The organism is Pseudarthrobacter siccitolerans (genome assembly GCF_001046895.1).
Taxonomy (GTDB): Bacteria; Actinomycetota; Actinomycetes; order Actinomycetales; family Micrococcaceae; genus Arthrobacter; species Arthrobacter siccitolerans.
The window spans coordinates 51661-68266 of record NZ_CAQI01000029.1 but is presented as its reverse complement, the minus strand read 5'-3'; the positions used below and the strand labels follow the sequence as shown (position 1 = coordinate 68266).

Annotated in this window: 12 protein-coding genes; 3 read left to right on the top strand and 9 right to left on the bottom strand. The window is 66.8% G+C overall.

Features of this window, described 5'->3' with window-relative positions; all coding sequences use genetic code 11:
• Positions 1-10: 10 nt before the first annotated feature.
• Positions 11-1579, bottom strand: a complete 1569-nt coding sequence (locus ARTSIC4J27_RS03300; protein ID WP_050053795.1) for an NCS1 family nucleobase:cation symporter-1 — start codon at positions 1577-1579, stop codon at positions 11-13.
• A gap of 311 nt (positions 1580-1890) precedes the next feature.
• On the opposite strand from ARTSIC4J27_RS03300, the gene aceE reads away from it, so the two are divergent.
• Together aceE and nboR are read left to right on the top strand one after the other, a co-directional pair.
• Positions 1891-4632, top strand: a complete 2742-nt coding sequence (gene aceE / locus ARTSIC4J27_RS03295; protein ID WP_050053794.1) for a pyruvate dehydrogenase (acetyl-transferring), homodimeric type — start codon at positions 1891-1893, stop codon at positions 4630-4632.
• Positions 4633-4725: 93 nt separating this feature from the next.
• Positions 4726-5334 carry a nicotine blue oxidoreductase gene (gene nboR, locus ARTSIC4J27_RS03290; RefSeq protein ID WP_050053793.1) on the top strand — a complete coding sequence of 203 codons (609 nt, stop codon included), beginning with the start codon at positions 4726-4728 and terminating at the stop codon, positions 5332-5334.
• On the opposite strand, the gene ARTSIC4J27_RS03285 is transcribed toward nboR, so the two are convergent.
• The 7 genes from ARTSIC4J27_RS03285 to ARTSIC4J27_RS03255 all read right to left on the bottom strand — a co-directional run bounded on the left by ARTSIC4J27_RS03285 (position 5331) and on the right by ARTSIC4J27_RS03255 (position 14267).
• Positions 5331-5981 carry a uracil-DNA glycosylase gene (locus ARTSIC4J27_RS03285; RefSeq protein WP_083435294.1) on the bottom strand — a complete coding sequence of 217 codons (651 nt, stop codon included), beginning with the start codon at positions 5979-5981 and terminating at the stop codon, positions 5331-5333. The two genes, nboR and ARTSIC4J27_RS03285, sit on opposite strands and share 4 nt — an antisense overlap.
• Before the next feature lie 76 nt (positions 5982-6057).
• Positions 6058-7038, bottom strand: a complete 981-nt coding sequence (locus ARTSIC4J27_RS03280; protein ID WP_050053791.1) for an aldo/keto reductase — start codon at positions 7036-7038, stop codon at positions 6058-6060.
• 86 nt (positions 7039-7124) lie between these two features.
• Positions 7125-9953: a molybdopterin-dependent oxidoreductase gene (locus ARTSIC4J27_RS03275; protein ID WP_050053790.1), complete on the bottom strand. Its 2829-nt coding sequence runs from the start codon at positions 9951-9953 to the stop codon at positions 7125-7127.
• A 2-nt stretch (positions 9954-9955) separates the two neighbouring features.
• Positions 9956-10891 (bottom strand): FAD binding domain-containing protein, encoded by a 936-nt coding sequence (locus ARTSIC4J27_RS03270; protein WP_050053789.1) that lies wholly within the window; start codon positions 10889-10891, stop codon positions 9956-9958.
• Positions 10882-12138 carry an XdhC family protein gene (locus tag ARTSIC4J27_RS03265; protein ID WP_050053788.1) on the bottom strand — a complete coding sequence of 419 codons (1257 nt, stop codon included), beginning with the start codon at positions 12136-12138 and terminating at the stop codon, positions 10882-10884. The genes ARTSIC4J27_RS03270 and ARTSIC4J27_RS03265 overlap by 10 nt, the downstream gene beginning before the upstream one ends.
• Before the next feature lie 99 nt (positions 12139-12237).
• A complete protein-coding gene (locus ARTSIC4J27_RS03260) occupies positions 12238-13758 on the bottom strand; it encodes an NCS2 family permease (RefSeq protein WP_050053787.1) in 1521 nt (506 codons plus the stop codon).
• 14 nt (positions 13759-13772) lie between these two features.
• Positions 13773-14267, bottom strand: a complete 495-nt coding sequence (locus tag ARTSIC4J27_RS03255; protein ID WP_050053786.1) for a nucleoside deaminase — start codon at positions 14265-14267, stop codon at positions 13773-13775.
• Between the two features lie 408 nt (positions 14268-14675).
• On the opposite strand from ARTSIC4J27_RS03255, the gene ARTSIC4J27_RS03250 reads away from it, so the two are divergent.
• Positions 14676-16034 (top strand): 8-oxoguanine deaminase, encoded by a 1359-nt coding sequence (locus ARTSIC4J27_RS03250; RefSeq protein WP_050053785.1) that lies wholly within the window; start codon positions 14676-14678, stop codon positions 16032-16034.
• Between the two features lie 179 nt (positions 16035-16213).
• Here ARTSIC4J27_RS03250 and ARTSIC4J27_RS03245 read toward each other — a convergent pair whose 3' ends face one another.
• Positions 16214-16432 carry a hypothetical protein gene (locus ARTSIC4J27_RS03245; protein ID WP_407681112.1) on the bottom strand — a complete coding sequence of 73 codons (219 nt, stop codon included), beginning with the start codon at positions 16430-16432 and terminating at the stop codon, positions 16214-16216.
• Between the last annotated feature and the right edge of the window lie 174 nt (positions 16433-16606).

Sequence of the window (16606 nt, the reverse complement as noted above, 5' to 3'; positions counted from 1 at the left end):
GTCTCCTGACTCAGTGGGTGCTGGCGACGGCGATGGTCTCGCCGTCGCAGTCTTCCAGTTGCTGTGACCGTTCCGCGATGAAGAAATAGACCACAGCTGCGATGCCGGCCGCGAAGAACCAGGCGAACGGTGCTGCCGCCGCCAGTGCCGGGACGAACGCTATGAGGAGCGCGACGACGGCGGCGGGCACCAGGGCGATGATCGCCCGGGGATTGACGCCGTTTTTGTAGTGGTAGGCGCCGTCCGGGGAGGCGGTGTACAGCTGGGGGACGTTGACCTTGCCGCGGCGGATCAGCCAGTAGTCAGCCATCACCACGCCGAACAGCGGGCCAAGCAGGGCCCCGAGGCCGCCCAGGAAGTACACGATGACCAGAGGGTTGTTGTAAAGGTTCCAGGGCAGGATCACCAGCCCGATGACGGCGCTTACGGCTGCTGCCTTGCGGAAGTTCAGGTGCTTGGGAAAGAGGTTGGTCAGGGCATAGACGGGCGCCACGAAGTTGGCCATGAGGTTGACCGCGATGGTCAGGATCAGCAGGGCCAGGCAGGCCAGTACCAGGAACAGCGTGTTCGGGATGGTCTGGACGATGTCCGACGGGCTCTCGATGATGGTGCCGTTGATCTTGAACTGGCCGCCTGCCAGGACCACCACGATGGCGCCGAAGACGAGCATGTTGATGGGGATGCCCCAGAAGTTTCCCCGCACAACGGCCTTTTTGGAAACGGCGGAGCGGGTGAAGTCGCAGAAGTTCAGGACAAAGGTGCCGTAGATCGAGACCCAGAGGGCACCGCCGGCGAAGATGGTGAGCCACATCTGCGGCCCTTCCAGGGCATTGTCCGAGGACCAGGCAATGGCACCGCCGGCTTCGATGAAGATCCAGACGGCGATGGCCGCCATAGTTGCCAGGATGACGGGACCGGCGAACGCCTCGTACTTGCGGATCATCTCCATACCGAAGCTGACAATGACCAGCTGGACGATCCAGAGGATGACGAAAGCGATCCAGCCGAGGGTGGACAGGCCGAGGATGGAGTCCTTGTCCAGCCCGCCGAGGGAGGGGAACATCGCCACGAGCATCACGCGGAACACTACGGAGGCGAGATAGGTCTGGATGCCGAACCAGGCCACGGCGACGGCGCCGCGCAGGAGGCTGGCGATTTGGGCTCCCCGGATTCCGAAGCTGATCCGGCTCATCACGGGGAAGGGGACGCCGGTTTTGACTCCCATAAAACCGGAAAGGGTCAGGAGGCCGAAGAGGAGCGCCGCGCCGATGCCCAGTGCCAGCAGGATCTGCCAGCCGCCGAGGCCCAGGGCGAAGAGCCCGATAGCGAAGGCGTAGTTTCCGAGGCTGTGGACGTCGTTGGCCCACAGGGTGAAGATGCTGTAGCCGGACCAGCTGCGGCCGGCGCGTTTGGTGGGGGCAAGGTCTGAGTTGTAGAGGGTGGGACTGATCGCCTGGCCTGATGCCGCGCTTGCTGATTCGCAAAGGGCGTCGATGCCCGCTGCTGGGTGGCCGGACGGACCTGGCGCCGTTGTCAGGTCAGGAGCTGCGTCAACGCCCGCCGGTGGTGGGGTCTGCATAGGTTGATCTCCAGTTCTAAGGTGTTCCGCGGTGGTGAGCTCGGGCCGGAAAGCCGGTTCTGTTATTCCACAATGCGAAATGAAGATATTGAATAGTGAAAAGAATATGACCTGGATCACCTTAGGTCAAGGAGGGGCCCTGGTTACGGCGGTCACAATCGGGGCGTTCACCCTCGCCCCCGCCAGCCCGCGGCAGTGCAGCAGCCAACCGTTTGACCGCAGCATCGCCCGGAGCTAATCTCGTATAGCAATAATGTTTTCTCACAATACGAAAACATTGCGCCAGTATTCAACGATGAAAAGAGGCTGCCGTGGCTGCAGGAGAAGATAACTCCCATATCCTCAGCGGGTTGACTAACCAGCTGCCTGATCGTGATCCGGAAGAGACCGCCGAGTGGGTTGAGTCCCTGGATTCGTTGATCAGGGAACAGGGCACCGAGCGTGCCCAATACATCATGCGGAGCCTGCTGCAGCGCGCTGGTGCGCAGAGCGTGGGCGTGCCGATGGTGACCACCACCGATTACGTGAACACGATCCCGGCGGACCAGGAAGCGCAGTTCCCGGGCAACGAGGAATACGAGCGCCGGTACCGGGCGTACATGCGGTGGAACGCCGCGGTGATGGTCCACCGGTCCCAGCGGCCCAACATCGGGGTGGGCGGGCACATCTCCACCTACGCCGGTGCCGCGACCCTGTACGAGGTGGGCTTCAACCACTTCTTCCGCGGCAAGGACCACCCCGGCGGCGGGGACCAGGTCTTCTTCCAGGGCCACGCCTCCCCCGGCATGTACGCGAGGGCGTTTATGGAAGGCCGGCTTTCCGAGGAGGACCTGGACGGGTTCCGGCAGGAAAAATCCCGCGCCGGCCACGCCCTGTCCTCCTACCCGCACCCGCGGCTGATGCCGCAGTTCTGGGAATTCCCCACCGTGTCCATGGGCATCGGGCCGATGAACGCGATCTATCAGGCCCAGTCCAACCGGTACCTGCACAACCGGGGCCTGAAAGACACCTCGGACCAGCAGGTCTGGGCGTTCCTGGGCGACGGCGAAATGGACGAGCCCGAATCCCGCGGCCTGCTCCAGCTCGCTGCGAACGAGAACCTGGACAACCTGAACTTCGTGATCAACTGCAACCTCCAGCGCCTGGACGGGCCGGTACGCGGCAACGGCAAGATCATGCAGGAACTCGAAGCGTTCTTCCGCGGCGCGGGCTGGAACGTCATCAAGGTCGTCTGGGGCCGGGAATGGGATGACCTGCTGGCCCGCGACACCGACGGGTCACTGGTAAAGATCATGAACGAAACCCCCGACGGGGACTACCAGACCTACAAGGCCGAATCCGGCGGGTTCGTCCGCGAACACTTCTTCGGCAAGGACCCCCGCACCAAAGACCTCGTCGCGGACCTCACCGATGACCAGATCTGGAACCTCAAACGCGGCGGCCACGACTACCGCAAGGTCTACGCCGCCTACAAGGCCGCCACCGAATTCAAGGGCAAACCCACCGTCATCCTCGCCAAAACCGTCAAGGGCTACGGACTCGGACCCCACTTCGAGGGCCGCAACGCCACCCACCAGATGAAAAAACTCACCCTCGACGACCTCAAGGAATTCCGGGACTACCTCCGCATTCCGATATCCGATGCCCGTCTCGAAGAAGATCCTTACAGCCCGCCCTACTACCACCCCGGCCATGATGCCCCGGAGATTGCCTATCTCCACGAGCGGCGGCGTGCGCTGGGCGGTGCCGTGCCGGAACGGCGGCCGGACCACCAGCCCGTTGAGTTGCCCGAGGCGAAGACTTTCGAGGTCGCCAAACGCGGCACGGGCAAGCAGCATGCCGCCACCACCATGGCCTTCGTCCGGCTCCTGAAGGACCTGATCAGGGACAAGAAGTTTGGGCACCGGATTGTGCCCATTGTTCCGGACGAATCCCGGACCTTCGGCATGGACGCCTTCTTCCCGACGGCCAAGATCTACAACCCGGGCGGCCAGAACTACCTGTCCGTGGACCGGGACCTGGTCCTGGCCTACAAGGAATCCGCCCAAGGCCAACTGATCCACCCCGGCATCAACGAAGCCGGTGCCGTGGCAGCCTTCACCGCCGCCGGCACCGCCTACGCCACCCACGGCGTGCCGCTGGTCCCGGTGTACGTGTTCTACTCGATGTTCGGCTTCCAGCGCACCGGCGACGCCTTCTGGGCAGCAGCAGACCAAATGGCCCGCGGCTTCATCATCGGCGCCACCGCAGGACGGACCACCCTCACCGGCGAAGGCCTCCAGCACGCCGACGGCCACTCCCCGCTCCTGGCCTCCACCAACCCCGCCGTGGTCACGTACGACCCCGCCTACGGCTACGAAATGGGCCACATCATCCGCGACGGCCTCGAACGCATGTACGGGCCCGAATCGGATGACAAGAACGTGATGTACTACCTCACCGTGTACAACGAGCCCATCACCCAGCCCGCCGAACCCGAAGAGCTGGACGTCGAAGGCGTCATCAAGGGCATCTACCTGCTCGCCCCGGCAAAGATCGACGGTCCCCGGACCCAGATCCTGGCCTCAGGTGTGTCGGTGCCATGGGCTTTGGAGGCACAGCAGCTCCTGGCCGACGACTGGGGCGTTTCCGCGGACGTGTGGTCCGTAACCTCCTGGAACGAACTGCGCCGCGACGGCCTCGCCGCCGAAGAGGAAGCCTTCCTCAACCCCGGCCAGCCCGCCCGCGTCCCCTTCGTCACCAAGCAGCTCGAAGGCGCCACCGGCCCGGTCGTCGCAGTGTCCGACTACATGAAGGCCGTCCCGGACCAGATCCGCCAGTTCGTGCCCAACGAATTCGCGACCCTCGGCGCCGACGGGTTCGGCTTCTCCGACACCCGCGCCGCCGCCCGCCGCTTCTTCAAGAACGACACCCACTCCATCGTGGTCAAAGCGCTGCAGATGCTCGCGGCGAGGGGCGGGGTTGAGGAGGGCGCGCCGTCGTACGCCATGGACCGGTACAAACTCCTGGACGTCAACGCCGGCACCACCGGGGGCGCCGGGGGCGACGCCTAGAAGGAACACCCCTCGGAGTTTTTGTCCAGATATGCGGACTTCCAACGCCCGGAACCCTGCATATCTGGACAAAAACTCCATTAGGGTGCAGCTATGGGCAACACGGAGGAGATCAGGGCCACGGGGGTTGTGCTTGCGGCCGGCGCCGGAACCCGGCTCGGCCGGGGCCCCAAAGCCCTGCTCCCCTACCGCGGCCGGCCGCTCGTGGAATCGGTCGCCGGGGCGCTGCTCGACGGCGGCTGCCGGGAGGTGGTGGTAGTGCTGGGCGCCGGTGCCCCGGACGTGGCCACCATCGCCGAACTGGACCGCTACCGGACAGTGGTGAACCACGACTGGCAGTCCGGGATGGGCAGCTCGCTCCTGTTGGGCAACGGCACTGCCGGTCCGGGAGACCATCTCATGGTGGCGCTTGTGGACCAGCCCGGGCTGACGCCTGGAACAGTGGGCAGGCTCCTGGCAGCACACCGTCCGGGCCGGATCACCGCAGCGTCATACGACGGCGGCGACGGCACCGCCCGCCGGGGGCATCCGCTGATCATCGATGCCGCGCTCCGCGTAGCCGTGGCCGGCACAGTAACGGGCGACGCCGGGGCACGCGGCTTCCTGCGCGCCCACCCGGAGCTCGTGGACGAGGTGGACTGCAGCGACCTCTCCAGCGGACTGGACGTTGACACCCCGGAGCAGCTCCACCTCCTGGGCTAGCGGTGAATCGCTCCCGAGCTGAGCAACTCCTCCAGGCCCCGCTTGAAACCGGCTTTTCCGCCATGCGACGGGTGCCGGACCTTCGGTGCATCCACACCGCTGAAGAGCAGGCTGCGGTGTGCCACGTTGCCCACGGCCACCACGGACTCGACGCGGAACAGCTCAGCGAGTGACTGCCAGAACGGCGTTCCCAGCCTTGCGTCTACCGCAGTGGGAGTCCGGTTGGACTGCGGCTTCCCGGGGACGTGGGTATGCCAGGGGCATGCGCTCCAGAGCAGGGGAAGGAACTGCAGTTCGGCCAGCACGTCCCACATCACCGTCGCCGTGGGCTCGGCCGCAACGTCCCCTGCATTCGCAGGCAACGAGTATCCCTTGCCCGGCCCGAACAGGCCGAAGCTGTTGGCCGGCCCCTGGAACATGGTCCGGTTGGTGAACGGAACTCCGGTGATCCTCATACCCCGGAAACCCGGAGCCTCGCCCAGGAGCAGCACCGCGGGCGGCCGCTCCAGCATCTCCTCGAGGTACAGCTCCAGGTTCCGCCGGCGCCCGGCATTGCCCGGAACGCTGCGGTCAAAGAAGTTGTTGCGCCCCGGGGCTGTGGGCACGGCGGCGAGCCGCTCCACAAAGTCGCTGACGGAGTCAGTCACCAAAGCTCCCAGCCGTAAGAGAGCCGCCCGGGGTCCCCGTGGCGAGCGAAGCGAGCCAGGGGGCAGGCGGCGAACGTTACCAGCGCGGGTGGATGGCGTCGCGGAAGTAGTGGTCGTAGATCCAGCGCACGCCGCCGTCGAAATCCTCACTGACACTCGCGGACGCGGCGGCGGCATTCGCTGCCGCCTGCTCAACGTTGCGCGCGCCGGGGATCACTGTGGTGACGCCGTCCTGCGCGGCAATCCAGGCGATGGCAGCCTGGGCAGTGCTCGCGCCGGCGGGGACAATCTGTTGGAACTCGGCCACGGCCTTCAGGCCCAGTTCGTAGTCCACACCCGAGAACGTCTCGCCGACGTCGAAGGAGTCGCCGTTGCGGTTGTAGTTCCGGTGGTCGTTCTCGGCGAAGGAGGTCTCCTTCGTGTACTTGCCCGAGAGCAGCCCGGAGGCAAGCGGCACCCGCGCGATGATCCCCACGTTCGCGGCCTTGGCCGCCGGAAGGACTTCGTCCAGGGGCTTGAGCCGGAAGGCGTTCAGGATGATCTGCACGGAGGCGGTGCCCTCGTGCCGGATCGCTTCCAGGGCCTCGTCGGTGCGCTCCACGCTCACGCCGTAGTTGCGGATGGCTCCCTCGGACACCAGGGTATCCAGGGCGTCGTAGACCTCGGCGTTGCTGTACACGGGAGTAGGCGGGCAGTGCAGCTGGACCAGGTCCAGCGTGTCCGTGCCCAGGTTCTTGCGGGACCGGTCCACCCACTGGCGGAAGTTGGCCAGCGTGTAGTGCTCCGGCTTCTGGTCCACCCGGCGGCCCATCTTGGTGGCCACCGTGATGTCCAGCCCCGGGTTGTCCGCCAGGAACTTTCCGATGGCCTGCTCGCTCTTGCCGTCGCCATAGACGTCTGCGGTGTCGAAGAAGTTCACGCCCGCTTCCACGGAAGCAGCCAGGATCGCCTGGGCCTGGGCCGGGTCGACGTTGCCCCAATCCGCACCAAGCTGCCAGGTTCCCAGCCCCACAATGGACACGTTCCGTCCGGTCTTGCCTAAAATCCGCTGTTCCATCCCTCGACTATATGCAACGATGCAAGGCGGGGTCAGATTTGGCCCTCTGGACGCGCCTCAGGCGGCCTTTTGTGACCCCGCGTTGGTCAGGACAGGCCCGAGCGCTGCAGGTTCGGCACCAGCCCCGCCCCCTTGAGCCCCAGGTAGATCTTGTCCCGGGCGATGGGGAGCGATGCGAAGCGCACGCCGGTGGCGTTCCGGATGGCGTTGGCGAGCGCCGGGGCCACCGGATTGAACGGGCTCTCGCTCATGGATTTGGCACCCAGCGGGCCCATCTTGTCATTGGTGTCGGCGAAGTACACCTCGCTGCGCGGCACGTCCGCGAAGGTGGGAATGTGGTACTGCCGCAGAATGTCGGTGGTCACCCGCCCGGCGTCGTCAATCACCACTTCCTCATACAGTGCCGCCCCGATCGCCTGCGCAATCCCGCCCTCAATCTGGCCGCGGCACTGGCGCGGGTTCACCACCACGCCGGCATCCGCCGCCTGCACGCTTTGCAGGATCTTCAGCTCGCCCGTGCCGCGGTTCACCGCCACCCGGAAGCCGTGCACGTTGAATGCCACGGACCGCGGGGTCCCGCCCCAGCGCCCCTCGGCCGCAAGTTCGACGCCGGCGTCCGCAGCCGCCTGCGCAAGTTCCGCCAGTGCCACGGGAGTTCCGTCAATGACTACGGAGTCGCCGTCGAGAAGGCAGGCGGACGCCTGGGTCTGGTGGATGCCGGCGGCAAAAGCCCGGATGCGCACTGCCAGTTCCTCGGCGGCGGCCAGTGTTGCCTTTCCTGCCACTACCGTCCCGGCGGAACCAAACGCGCCGGTGTCGTGCTCCACCAGGTCGGTATCGGACTGCCGGACCACAACCTTGGCGGCTTCGGTGGACAGTGCCGTGGCGGCCAGCTGGGCGTGGACCGTGGTGGTGCCGTTGCCGAATTCGGCGGTCCCGACGTCGGCCTGGTACGTTCCGTCCGGCAGGAGCCGGAGCCGGGAATGGGCGAAGTGGCCGCGCGGGGGCACGGTGTCGATCATGGAGAGCGCGGTCCCCTCGCCGGTCAGCCATTCAGGTCCCAGCTCATCGAGGCCGGCGGCACGGTACCGCTCCCGGCCGCGCGCCAGTGCGTCGCGGACCAGGCTCAGGCATTGGTCCAGCCCGTAGCTGCCGTAGTGGACGTCCTCCTCGGGATCCGGTTGGGTGGACAGCATCAGGTCGCCCTCCCGCACCATGTTCCGGCGGCGGAATTCGAACGGATCCATCCCGATGCCTGCCGCGAGTTCATCCATGGCGGACTCGATCGCGAAGATCATCTGGCTCAGCCCGTAGCCGCGGAATGCCCCGGCCGGGACCGTGTTGGTGTACATCGCGTGGGCGTCCACCTTTTTGTTGGCGCAGTTGTAGACGCTCAGGGATTCGCCGCAGCCGTGGAACATCACACCCGGCCCGTGGTTGCCGTACGCGCCGGTGTTGGTCAGGACCTCCAGTTCCAGGGCTGTGAGCCGGCCGTCGTTGCTGGTGCCGGCGCGGAGTTTGATGGTGAAGGGATGCCGTGTGGTGGTGGCGGTGAACTGCTCGGTCCTGGTCAGTTCGAGCTGGACCGGCCGCCCCAGTTTCAAGGCCGCGAGCGCCACGATGTCCTCGGTCAGGACCTCCTGCTTGCCGCCGAAGCCGCCGCCTACCCGGCCGGCCATCACGTGGACCTGCTCCTCCGGAAGCCCGAAGACCCGGCACAACGTCCGGCGGACCAGGAACGGAACCTGGCTGGAGGTGCGGACCTGCAGCCGCCCGTCGCTGTCCACCGACGCGATGGCCGCGTGGGTTTCCAGTGCCACGTGCTGCACGCGCTGGGTCTGGTACGTCTGTTCGTGGATGAAGTCGGCCCGGGCGAAGCCCTCGGCCACGCTCCCCAATTCGGAGTGCAGCTCGGCCACCACATTGCGGTCCGGCCGGGAAATGCGCGACGCCGGCCCCTCCTTGTCGCCGTGCACCAGCGGTGCGCCGGGGGCCAGTGCATCCTGCGGTGTGAAGACCGCGGGCAGTTCCTCGTAGGCAACGTCCAGCGCCCGCACACCCGCTTCGGCTGCGGCCACGGTTTCAGCTACCACCGCGGCAACCCGCTGGCCCCGGAACCGCACCACGTCATCCAGCACGCGGGTATCGTCGGGGTCGTCCGTGAACAGTTCGTGCTGCGCGGTGGAAAACAGCTGTTCCGGCGCGTCTTGGTGGGTGAAGACCGCAACAACGCCGGGGACCTTCAAGGCAGCGCCAGTGTCAATGGACAGAACCCGGGCGTGCGCATGCGGCGAGCGCAGGAGCTTGAGGTGGAGCAGGCCCTGCAGCTGGTCCGCCGGGACGTCCAGTGTGTACCGGGCGGTCCCGGTGACCACCGCCCGGCTGGCCGGTGCGGGAACGTCGTCACCAAGCTGTCCCGGGGCAGGATCCGGCTGCCCCTCCCCCGCGATTCCGGAGCCGGGGCCCTGGGGATCGGGGTGGCCGGCGTGCCCGCAGACAGCGTCGGAGATGGCCCGGTATCCCGTGCAGCGGCAAAGGTTGCCTTTCAGGTTCCGCGGCAGGTTTTCCTTCTGGTCGTCGTCGAACGTCGCTGCCGTCATCACCATGCCGGCCGTGCAGAAGCCGCACTGGAAGCCCTGCCGCTCCATAAACTGCTGCTGCACGGGGTGCAGGTCCGCCCCGGCACTTGACGCCAGTCCCTCGATGGTGGTGACGGCATGCCCTTCCGCCCGGACGGCCGGGTAGATGCAACTGTGGACGGGGGTGCCGTCCACGTGCACGGTGCAGGCGCCGCAGTCGCCGCCGTCGCAACCCTTCTTGACGCCCAGGTTGCCCTGTTCCCGCAGGAAGGTGCGCAGGCACTGCCCGGGGCGCGGTTCCGTTCCGGCCGGAACGCCGTTGATCTCGATGGCCATGCTCAGGCCCCTTCCTGCTGTACGTGAAGTCCCGGTGAGTGGAGTCCGCGGTCCAACGGCGGCCAGAAGTCGCCGGAGGCCCGGAGCCCGGGCGCCCCTTCGGGGGCAGCGAGCTCGGCGCGGATCTCCTCCGCCAGGCGGTAGGTCATGTCCCGGCGCCAGGCAGGCAGGCCGTGGATGTCGTGGTGGTAAAGGTCTGCCGGGATTGCCTCATCAAGCGCCGCGGCCAGCGTGTCCGTGTCCGGCAGTGCGTCGAAGCGCAGCTGCACAGGCCGCCGGGTGGCAGCGGTGACGGTGAGGACAAAGGACGTGCCGCCGTCGAACCGTCCGATCAGCAGCACCCCGGACCTGCCGAGGTTGCTCAGCGAGAGGCGCCGGAACGCCACCCGGGAGGCAAGGGCCGACGCCGGGAGCTGGATGCTGCGCAGGAGCTCGCCGGGTGCCAGGCAGTTTTGCGCGTCGCCGGTAACGAACTCGGTGACGGGCACGCTGCGGGCGGCGCCGTCGGGGCCGAGGATGGTGGCAGTGCCGTCCAGCCCGGCGCAGAGCGAAATCAGGGGGCCGGCAGGCAGGGACGTACACAGGTTGCCGCCCACGGTGGACATGTTCCACACCTTGAAGGAGGCCACGAAGGAATCGCAGCAGGGGCGGACCAGCTCCAGGCCGGGCCAGCTGCGGCCTGCGGCTTCGGGCATTTCGGGAAGCTTGTACAGCTCAGCCACCGTGCAGGTGGCGGCGAGTTCGATGCCGGCGTCCGTGACAGTGACCGGGGTCCAGCCTGCGGATCCCAGGTCCAGGAGGCGCTTCAGCGGCTGCGGCCCGAACGCCAGGCTGCCGTAGGAGAACAGCACCGTGCCGCCGGCCAGCCAGGCGTCGCCATCGCGCCATTGCCCGGGGTCGGTGGTGGGAACCACCGACTCGATGGTGTTCATGTCCATGCGATCTCCTGCTGTTTAACATTGTTGGGGGCTGGCACCTTGGCTGGTTTTTCTGCAGTTGGCGCCGCCGGTTGGTGGATGGGGCCGGAGGTTTCCCTCAACGGCTGGTGGGATACTGCTGCGGTGCGGGCTGCGATGAGCTCGGCCAGGACGGAGACAGCTACTTCGGCGGGAGTGACTGCCCCGATGTCCAGGCCCAGCGGCGAGTGGAGCTGGGCGATCCGCTCGGGCCGGACTCCCCGGTCCAGCAGCGCGTCCACCCGTTGCGCGTGGCTGCGCCGCGACCCGAGGGCCCCGATGAAGGCGACGTCCAGCGCCAGCGCGGTGTGGAGCAGGGGAATATCGAACTTGGGGTCGTGGGTGAGGACGCAGATCACGGTCCGGGCATCCACGCGTCCCGCGGCAGCCTCCGCTGCAAGGTATTGATGCGGCCATGCTGCCACCACCTCATCGGCTGTCCGGAACCGTGCCTGCGCGGCAAAGGCTGGACGGGCGTCCACCAGTGTCACGTGGTAGCCCAGGGGTTTGGCAGCAGGGAGGAGCGCGGCGCTGAAGTCGTTGGCGCCGAACACCAGCAGGCGGGCCGGCGCGAGCCGGGACTCCACCAGCACGGCGGCCCCGCCGGCGCACAGGCCGGCACCGGCCAGATCCAGGACGCCGGTGCTGCCGGCACGCAGGAAGGACTCGAGCTGGACAGCCCGGGCCCGTTCTGCGTCCGGGTCCGCGGCCGCGCCCGGCAACAAATCCAGCAGGGCAGCCAGTGCCGGATGCCCGGTCACGCTGGCGGAGCCGGGGTCCGCAATAACGACAGCGTTGCTGCCGCCACCGGCTCGTCCAGCCACATCCAGGTTCCGGACCAGCGCCACCGGCTCGTCCGGCCCGTAAGCTGCCAGCTGCCGGACCGCTTCGCCGAGCGCGCAGCGGTCATCCAGGTTGGCCGGCTCGATATGCACGTCCAGCTCTCCCCCGCAGGTGAGCCCGGCGGCGAAGGCATCCTCGGCACTGAAGCCGAAGGTCTCAAGGCGGGTGACGCCGTCGTCCATTGACTCCAATGCCGCCGCCACAACGGCGCCCTCGACGCAGCCGCCGGAGAGGCTGCCCAGGACCGCGCCGCCGTCGGACACCAGCATGGAAGTGCCCACGGGCCGGGGAACCGAGCCGCTGGCCCGCATGATGGTGGCCACCGCAAACCGCTGATGGGCAAGGGCCGGGGCCCAGCCACTCAGTGAAGGGATCAGGTCAAGCATGGCGGCACTCCTTCTTCCGCGCTGCGGTGGTGTCCATATTGTCGTTCCTATTGGGGGCCGGGCCAAGCATTGGCCCGGCCCCGGTAGTCGGAATGGAGCTCAGGCGCCCAGGAGCAGGTTGATCGGACCGCGGGCGAAGTACACCAGGAACCCGGCGCTGACCACCCACATCAGCGGATGGACCTTCTTCGCCTTGCCGGATGCGGCGCCGATGATGGCCCAGCTGATGAAGCCCACGCCGATGCCGTTGGCGATCGAGTAGCTCAGCGGCATGGTGACGATGGTGAGGAAGGCCGGCAGTGCCACGGTGAACTTGCTGAACTTGATCTCGCGGATCTGCGCCATCATCATCGCGCCCACCACCACCAGCGCTGCGGCGGCTACCTCGAGCGGGACCACGCTGGTGAGAGGGGTGAGGAACATGGAACCGAGGAAGAGGACGCCGGTCACTACCGATGCCAGGCCGGTCCGGGCTCCTTCGCCGATGCCGGCGGCGGAGTCGATGTACACGGTGTTGGAGGAGCCGGAGGTTGCCCCGCCCGCGATTGCCCCGAAGCCTTCCACGATGAAGGCGGATTTCAGCCGGGGGAACGTACCGTCCTTGTGCGCCACGCCGGCGCTCTTGGCCAGGCCGGTCATGGTGCCCATGGCGTCGAAGAAGTTGGTGAACACCAGGGTGAACACCAGCATGGTGGCCGCGAGTCCGCCGATCCTGCCGAAGGCTCCGAACAGGTCGAACTGTCCCACCAGGGCCAGGTCCGGTGCGGACACCAGCTGCCCGGACAGGACCGGGGTGTTCAGGTGCCAGCCGCCGGGGTTGGTGGCGCTCGCGGGGCCGAGGTGCAGGATGGCTTCGACGACGGCGGCCAGGAAAGTGGTGGCCACAATGCCGATCAGCAGGCCGCCCTGGACCTTGCGTGCCACCAGGATGCCCATGGCCAGCAGGCCCACGATGAACACCAGGGTGGGAATGGAGGTGATGGAGCCGCCGTTGCCCAGCTGGACCGGCGGGCCGCCCGCCGTCGCCTTGACGAAGCCCGAGTCAACAAAGCCGATGAAGGCGATGAACAGGCCGATGCCCACCGTGATGGCGGCCTTCAGCTCCTTCGGCACTGCCCGGAAGATGGCGGTGCGGGCGCCGGTGATTCCGAACAGGACAATCAGGATGCCGTTGATCACCACCAGGCCCATGGCCTCCGCCCAGGTGACCTCCTGGATCACGGAGACGGCCAGGAAGGAGTTGATGCCGAGTCCGGCGGCGAGACCGAAAGGCAGGTTGGCGATGAGGCCGAACAGGATGGTCATCACGCCGGCGGTGAGTCCGGTGACGGCGCCCACCTGCGCGGCGGAGAGCCAGCCCCCGGCGACGTCGGTGGGGGCGTTGTCCGCGCTGAAACCGCCCAGGATCAGGGGGTTGAGGATGACGATGTACGCCATGGTGAAGAAGGTGACCAGGCCGCCGCGGAACTCGCGGGCCAGGGTGGAGCCGCGCTGGGTGACCTGGAAGAACCGGTCCAGGAACGAGTCCGACGCCGGCGGTTGGGGGGTGCTGTTCGCGGGCCTTTGGCTGCGGGTGCTTGGAGCCGAATGCTCCTCGTGTGAGTTGTCCAGGATGGTCATGTCAGCCGCCGGGCCTAGTAGTCGATCCTGGTTTCGAGTGTGTTCCAGGTGTTGAACGGTTCCAGCGGGGCGGGGGCCTCGGGATCGTCCAGCACCAGCTTCGAGACCGGCATCAGGGAGTCCCTGTCCTGGTTGTCGAAGTATTCGTAGAAGACGGCGTCATCGAAGCCAACGGAGGCGGCGTCATGCCGATCGGCAGCGAAGACCACCTTATCGACCCGGGCCCAGAGCGCGGAGGCCAGGCACATGGGGCACGGCTCGCAGCTGGTGTAGAGGATAGCTCCGCTGAGATCGAAGGTGCCAAGTTCGCGGCAGGCCGTGCGGATTGCAGTGACTTCGGCGTGCGCGGTGGGATCGTTGTCCGCGGTGACGCGGTTGACGCCGTCGAACGCCCGGCCGTCAGCCGTAACGATCATGGCTCCGAAGGGGCCCCCGCTGTTCAGGACGTTGGCCGTGGCCAACCTGATGGATCTGGCCAAGAACTGTTCGGCCGTGACGGTGGTACTCATGATGCGACTTCCTTTTGCCGGGAAGCCCGTTGCCGCTTGCAGGACCAGTAGAACCAGGTGCGAACGGTTACCAGGCTTCAGCATGTGCTGTGAAGGTTAAGTTGCGCCTGGTAGATAGCTTCCCGGTGACCGGGTGCCCGCCTTTGGCAAGATCGAGATTAGCACCGGATTGTGGGCTGCGCCATAGTTTTCTGGAATTTTAATTTCGCAATGTGAAATCCATGTTTCGCGGGTTTCACCCTGCCGCGGTCATAATCCGCGGCGTTGACGCCGGGGCCTGCGCCTCCTAGCCTAGGTGCCAGCCGCGCCGCTTCCGGGCACTTGACCCCGAGGGCGCGGCCGCCTGGATCAGCAGACAGGGCCTCACTGAGCTGGAATGACACCAACAGCGCTCAGAGAAGGACAGCCATGACGCCATCCGCTTCCCGTTTGTGGATCAAAAACCCGCAGGCAGCTTTTACCGCCAACCACCTCGACGCTTCCGGCGGGCTGGTGGTCAGCGGCGGTGTTATCACCGAGGTTCTTGCCGCAGGGCAGCAGCCGTCCGCGCCGTGCGACAAGACTTTTGACGCCGGAAACCATGTGCTGCTGCCGGGCCTGATCAACACGCACCACCACTTCTACCAGACCCTGACACGGGCCTGGGGTCCGGTGGCGAATGCGCCGTTGTTCCCCTGGCTGCAGAACCTGTATCCGGTCTGGGCGCGCCTCACTCCGCGGGACCTGGAGCTCGCCACCACGGTGGCGCTGGCCGAACTCCTGCTGTCCGGCTGCACCACGGCGGCGGACCACCATTACCTCTTCCCCGCGGGCCTTGAGGATGCGATCGATATCCAGGTGGAGGCCGTCCGCCGGCTGGGCATGCGCGCCACCCTCACCCGCGGGTCCATGACCCTGGGAACGGACGACGGCGGCCTCCCGCCGCAGTCAACCGTGCAGGCAGCCGAGGTGGTGCTGGCCGACAGCGAACGGCTGGTGCACCAGTACCACGAACGGGGCGACGACGCGGTGATCCAGGTTGCCCTGGCTCCGTGCTCACCGTTTTCGGTCACCAAGGAGATCATGGCCGAAAGCGCTGCGCTCGCCGAACGGCTGGACGTCCGGCTGCACACGCACCTGGCTGAGACCCTGGATGAGGAGGACTTCTGCCGGGAAATGTTCGGGCTGCGGACCGTGGACTACCTGGACAGCGTGGGCTGGCTGACGGACCGCACCTGGCTGGGCCACGGCATCCACTTCAGCGACGCGGAGATTGCCAGGCTGGGGGCCGCGGGCACCGCCGTCGCGCACTGCCCCACCTCGAACATGCGGCTGGCGTCGGGAACCGCCCGCGTCCTGGAACTGGAGGACGCCGGAGCGCCCGTGGGGCTGGGAGTGGACGGCTCGGCGTCGAACGATGCCTCGAACATGATCCTGGAAGCGCGCCAGGCACTCTACCTCCAGCGACTGCGGTACGGGGCCGACGTTCCGGTGGAGCGTGCGCTGGGCTGGGCAACCCGCGGTTCCGCGGCGGTCCTCGGCCGTTCCGGACTGGGGCAGCTGGCCCCGGGGATCCAGGCGGACCTGGCCCTCTTCCGGCTGGATGACCTGCGCTTCTCCGGAAGCCACGATCCTGTGGCCGCGCTGCTGCTGTGCGCGGCGGACCGGGCGGACCGGGTGATGGTGGGCGGACAGTGGCGCGTGGTGGACGGCCAGATCCCGGGACTCGATATCGCCGGCCTCATCACGGAACATTCAGCGGCCGCGCGCCGGCTGGTGAACGGCTAGCCACTCTCCGAGCACCGTTCTGCGACGCGCAGGTTCAGCTGCGACGCAGAAAAGGACTGGCGAGACCCATATAAAAGTCTCGCCAGTCCTTTTGCGCAGCGGAATTGAAGGTGCGCGTCGCCAGCGTAGATGCGCGCCGCCGGCTGGGCCTGCTGAAACCTTGGCCCGTTGTGCGCCTGCTATGAACGGCGGCTGAAGCCCGGCAGCGCCTGGACCCAGCGCGAGAAGCGGCCGGGAACGTGCTCCCGGTCCGCCGGAAGGTAGAAGTCCGGATCCGTCCCGCCGCCGAGGGGGAGGTAGAACTCCTGGACTGAAGCTGCCGCCGTGGGTGCCGGTGAAACCGGCGTGCTGTCCTGCTGGTACATCTGTTCCTCCTTCGAGGTCTGGGTCAGTTCCACAAAATGGAAAATAACTTTTGCTATGTGGAAGAGCTTAGGGCCGCCTCCACTGATTCGTCAACGGTCGGCCAAGGATGTGGTCACAAAGGGAATTTTCGTTTTGTGATGTACACCACCGGTTTCCGGAGGTACGCTGGTTGTCAATTCGTGGCGGAGGTCACGTAACCTGGGAGC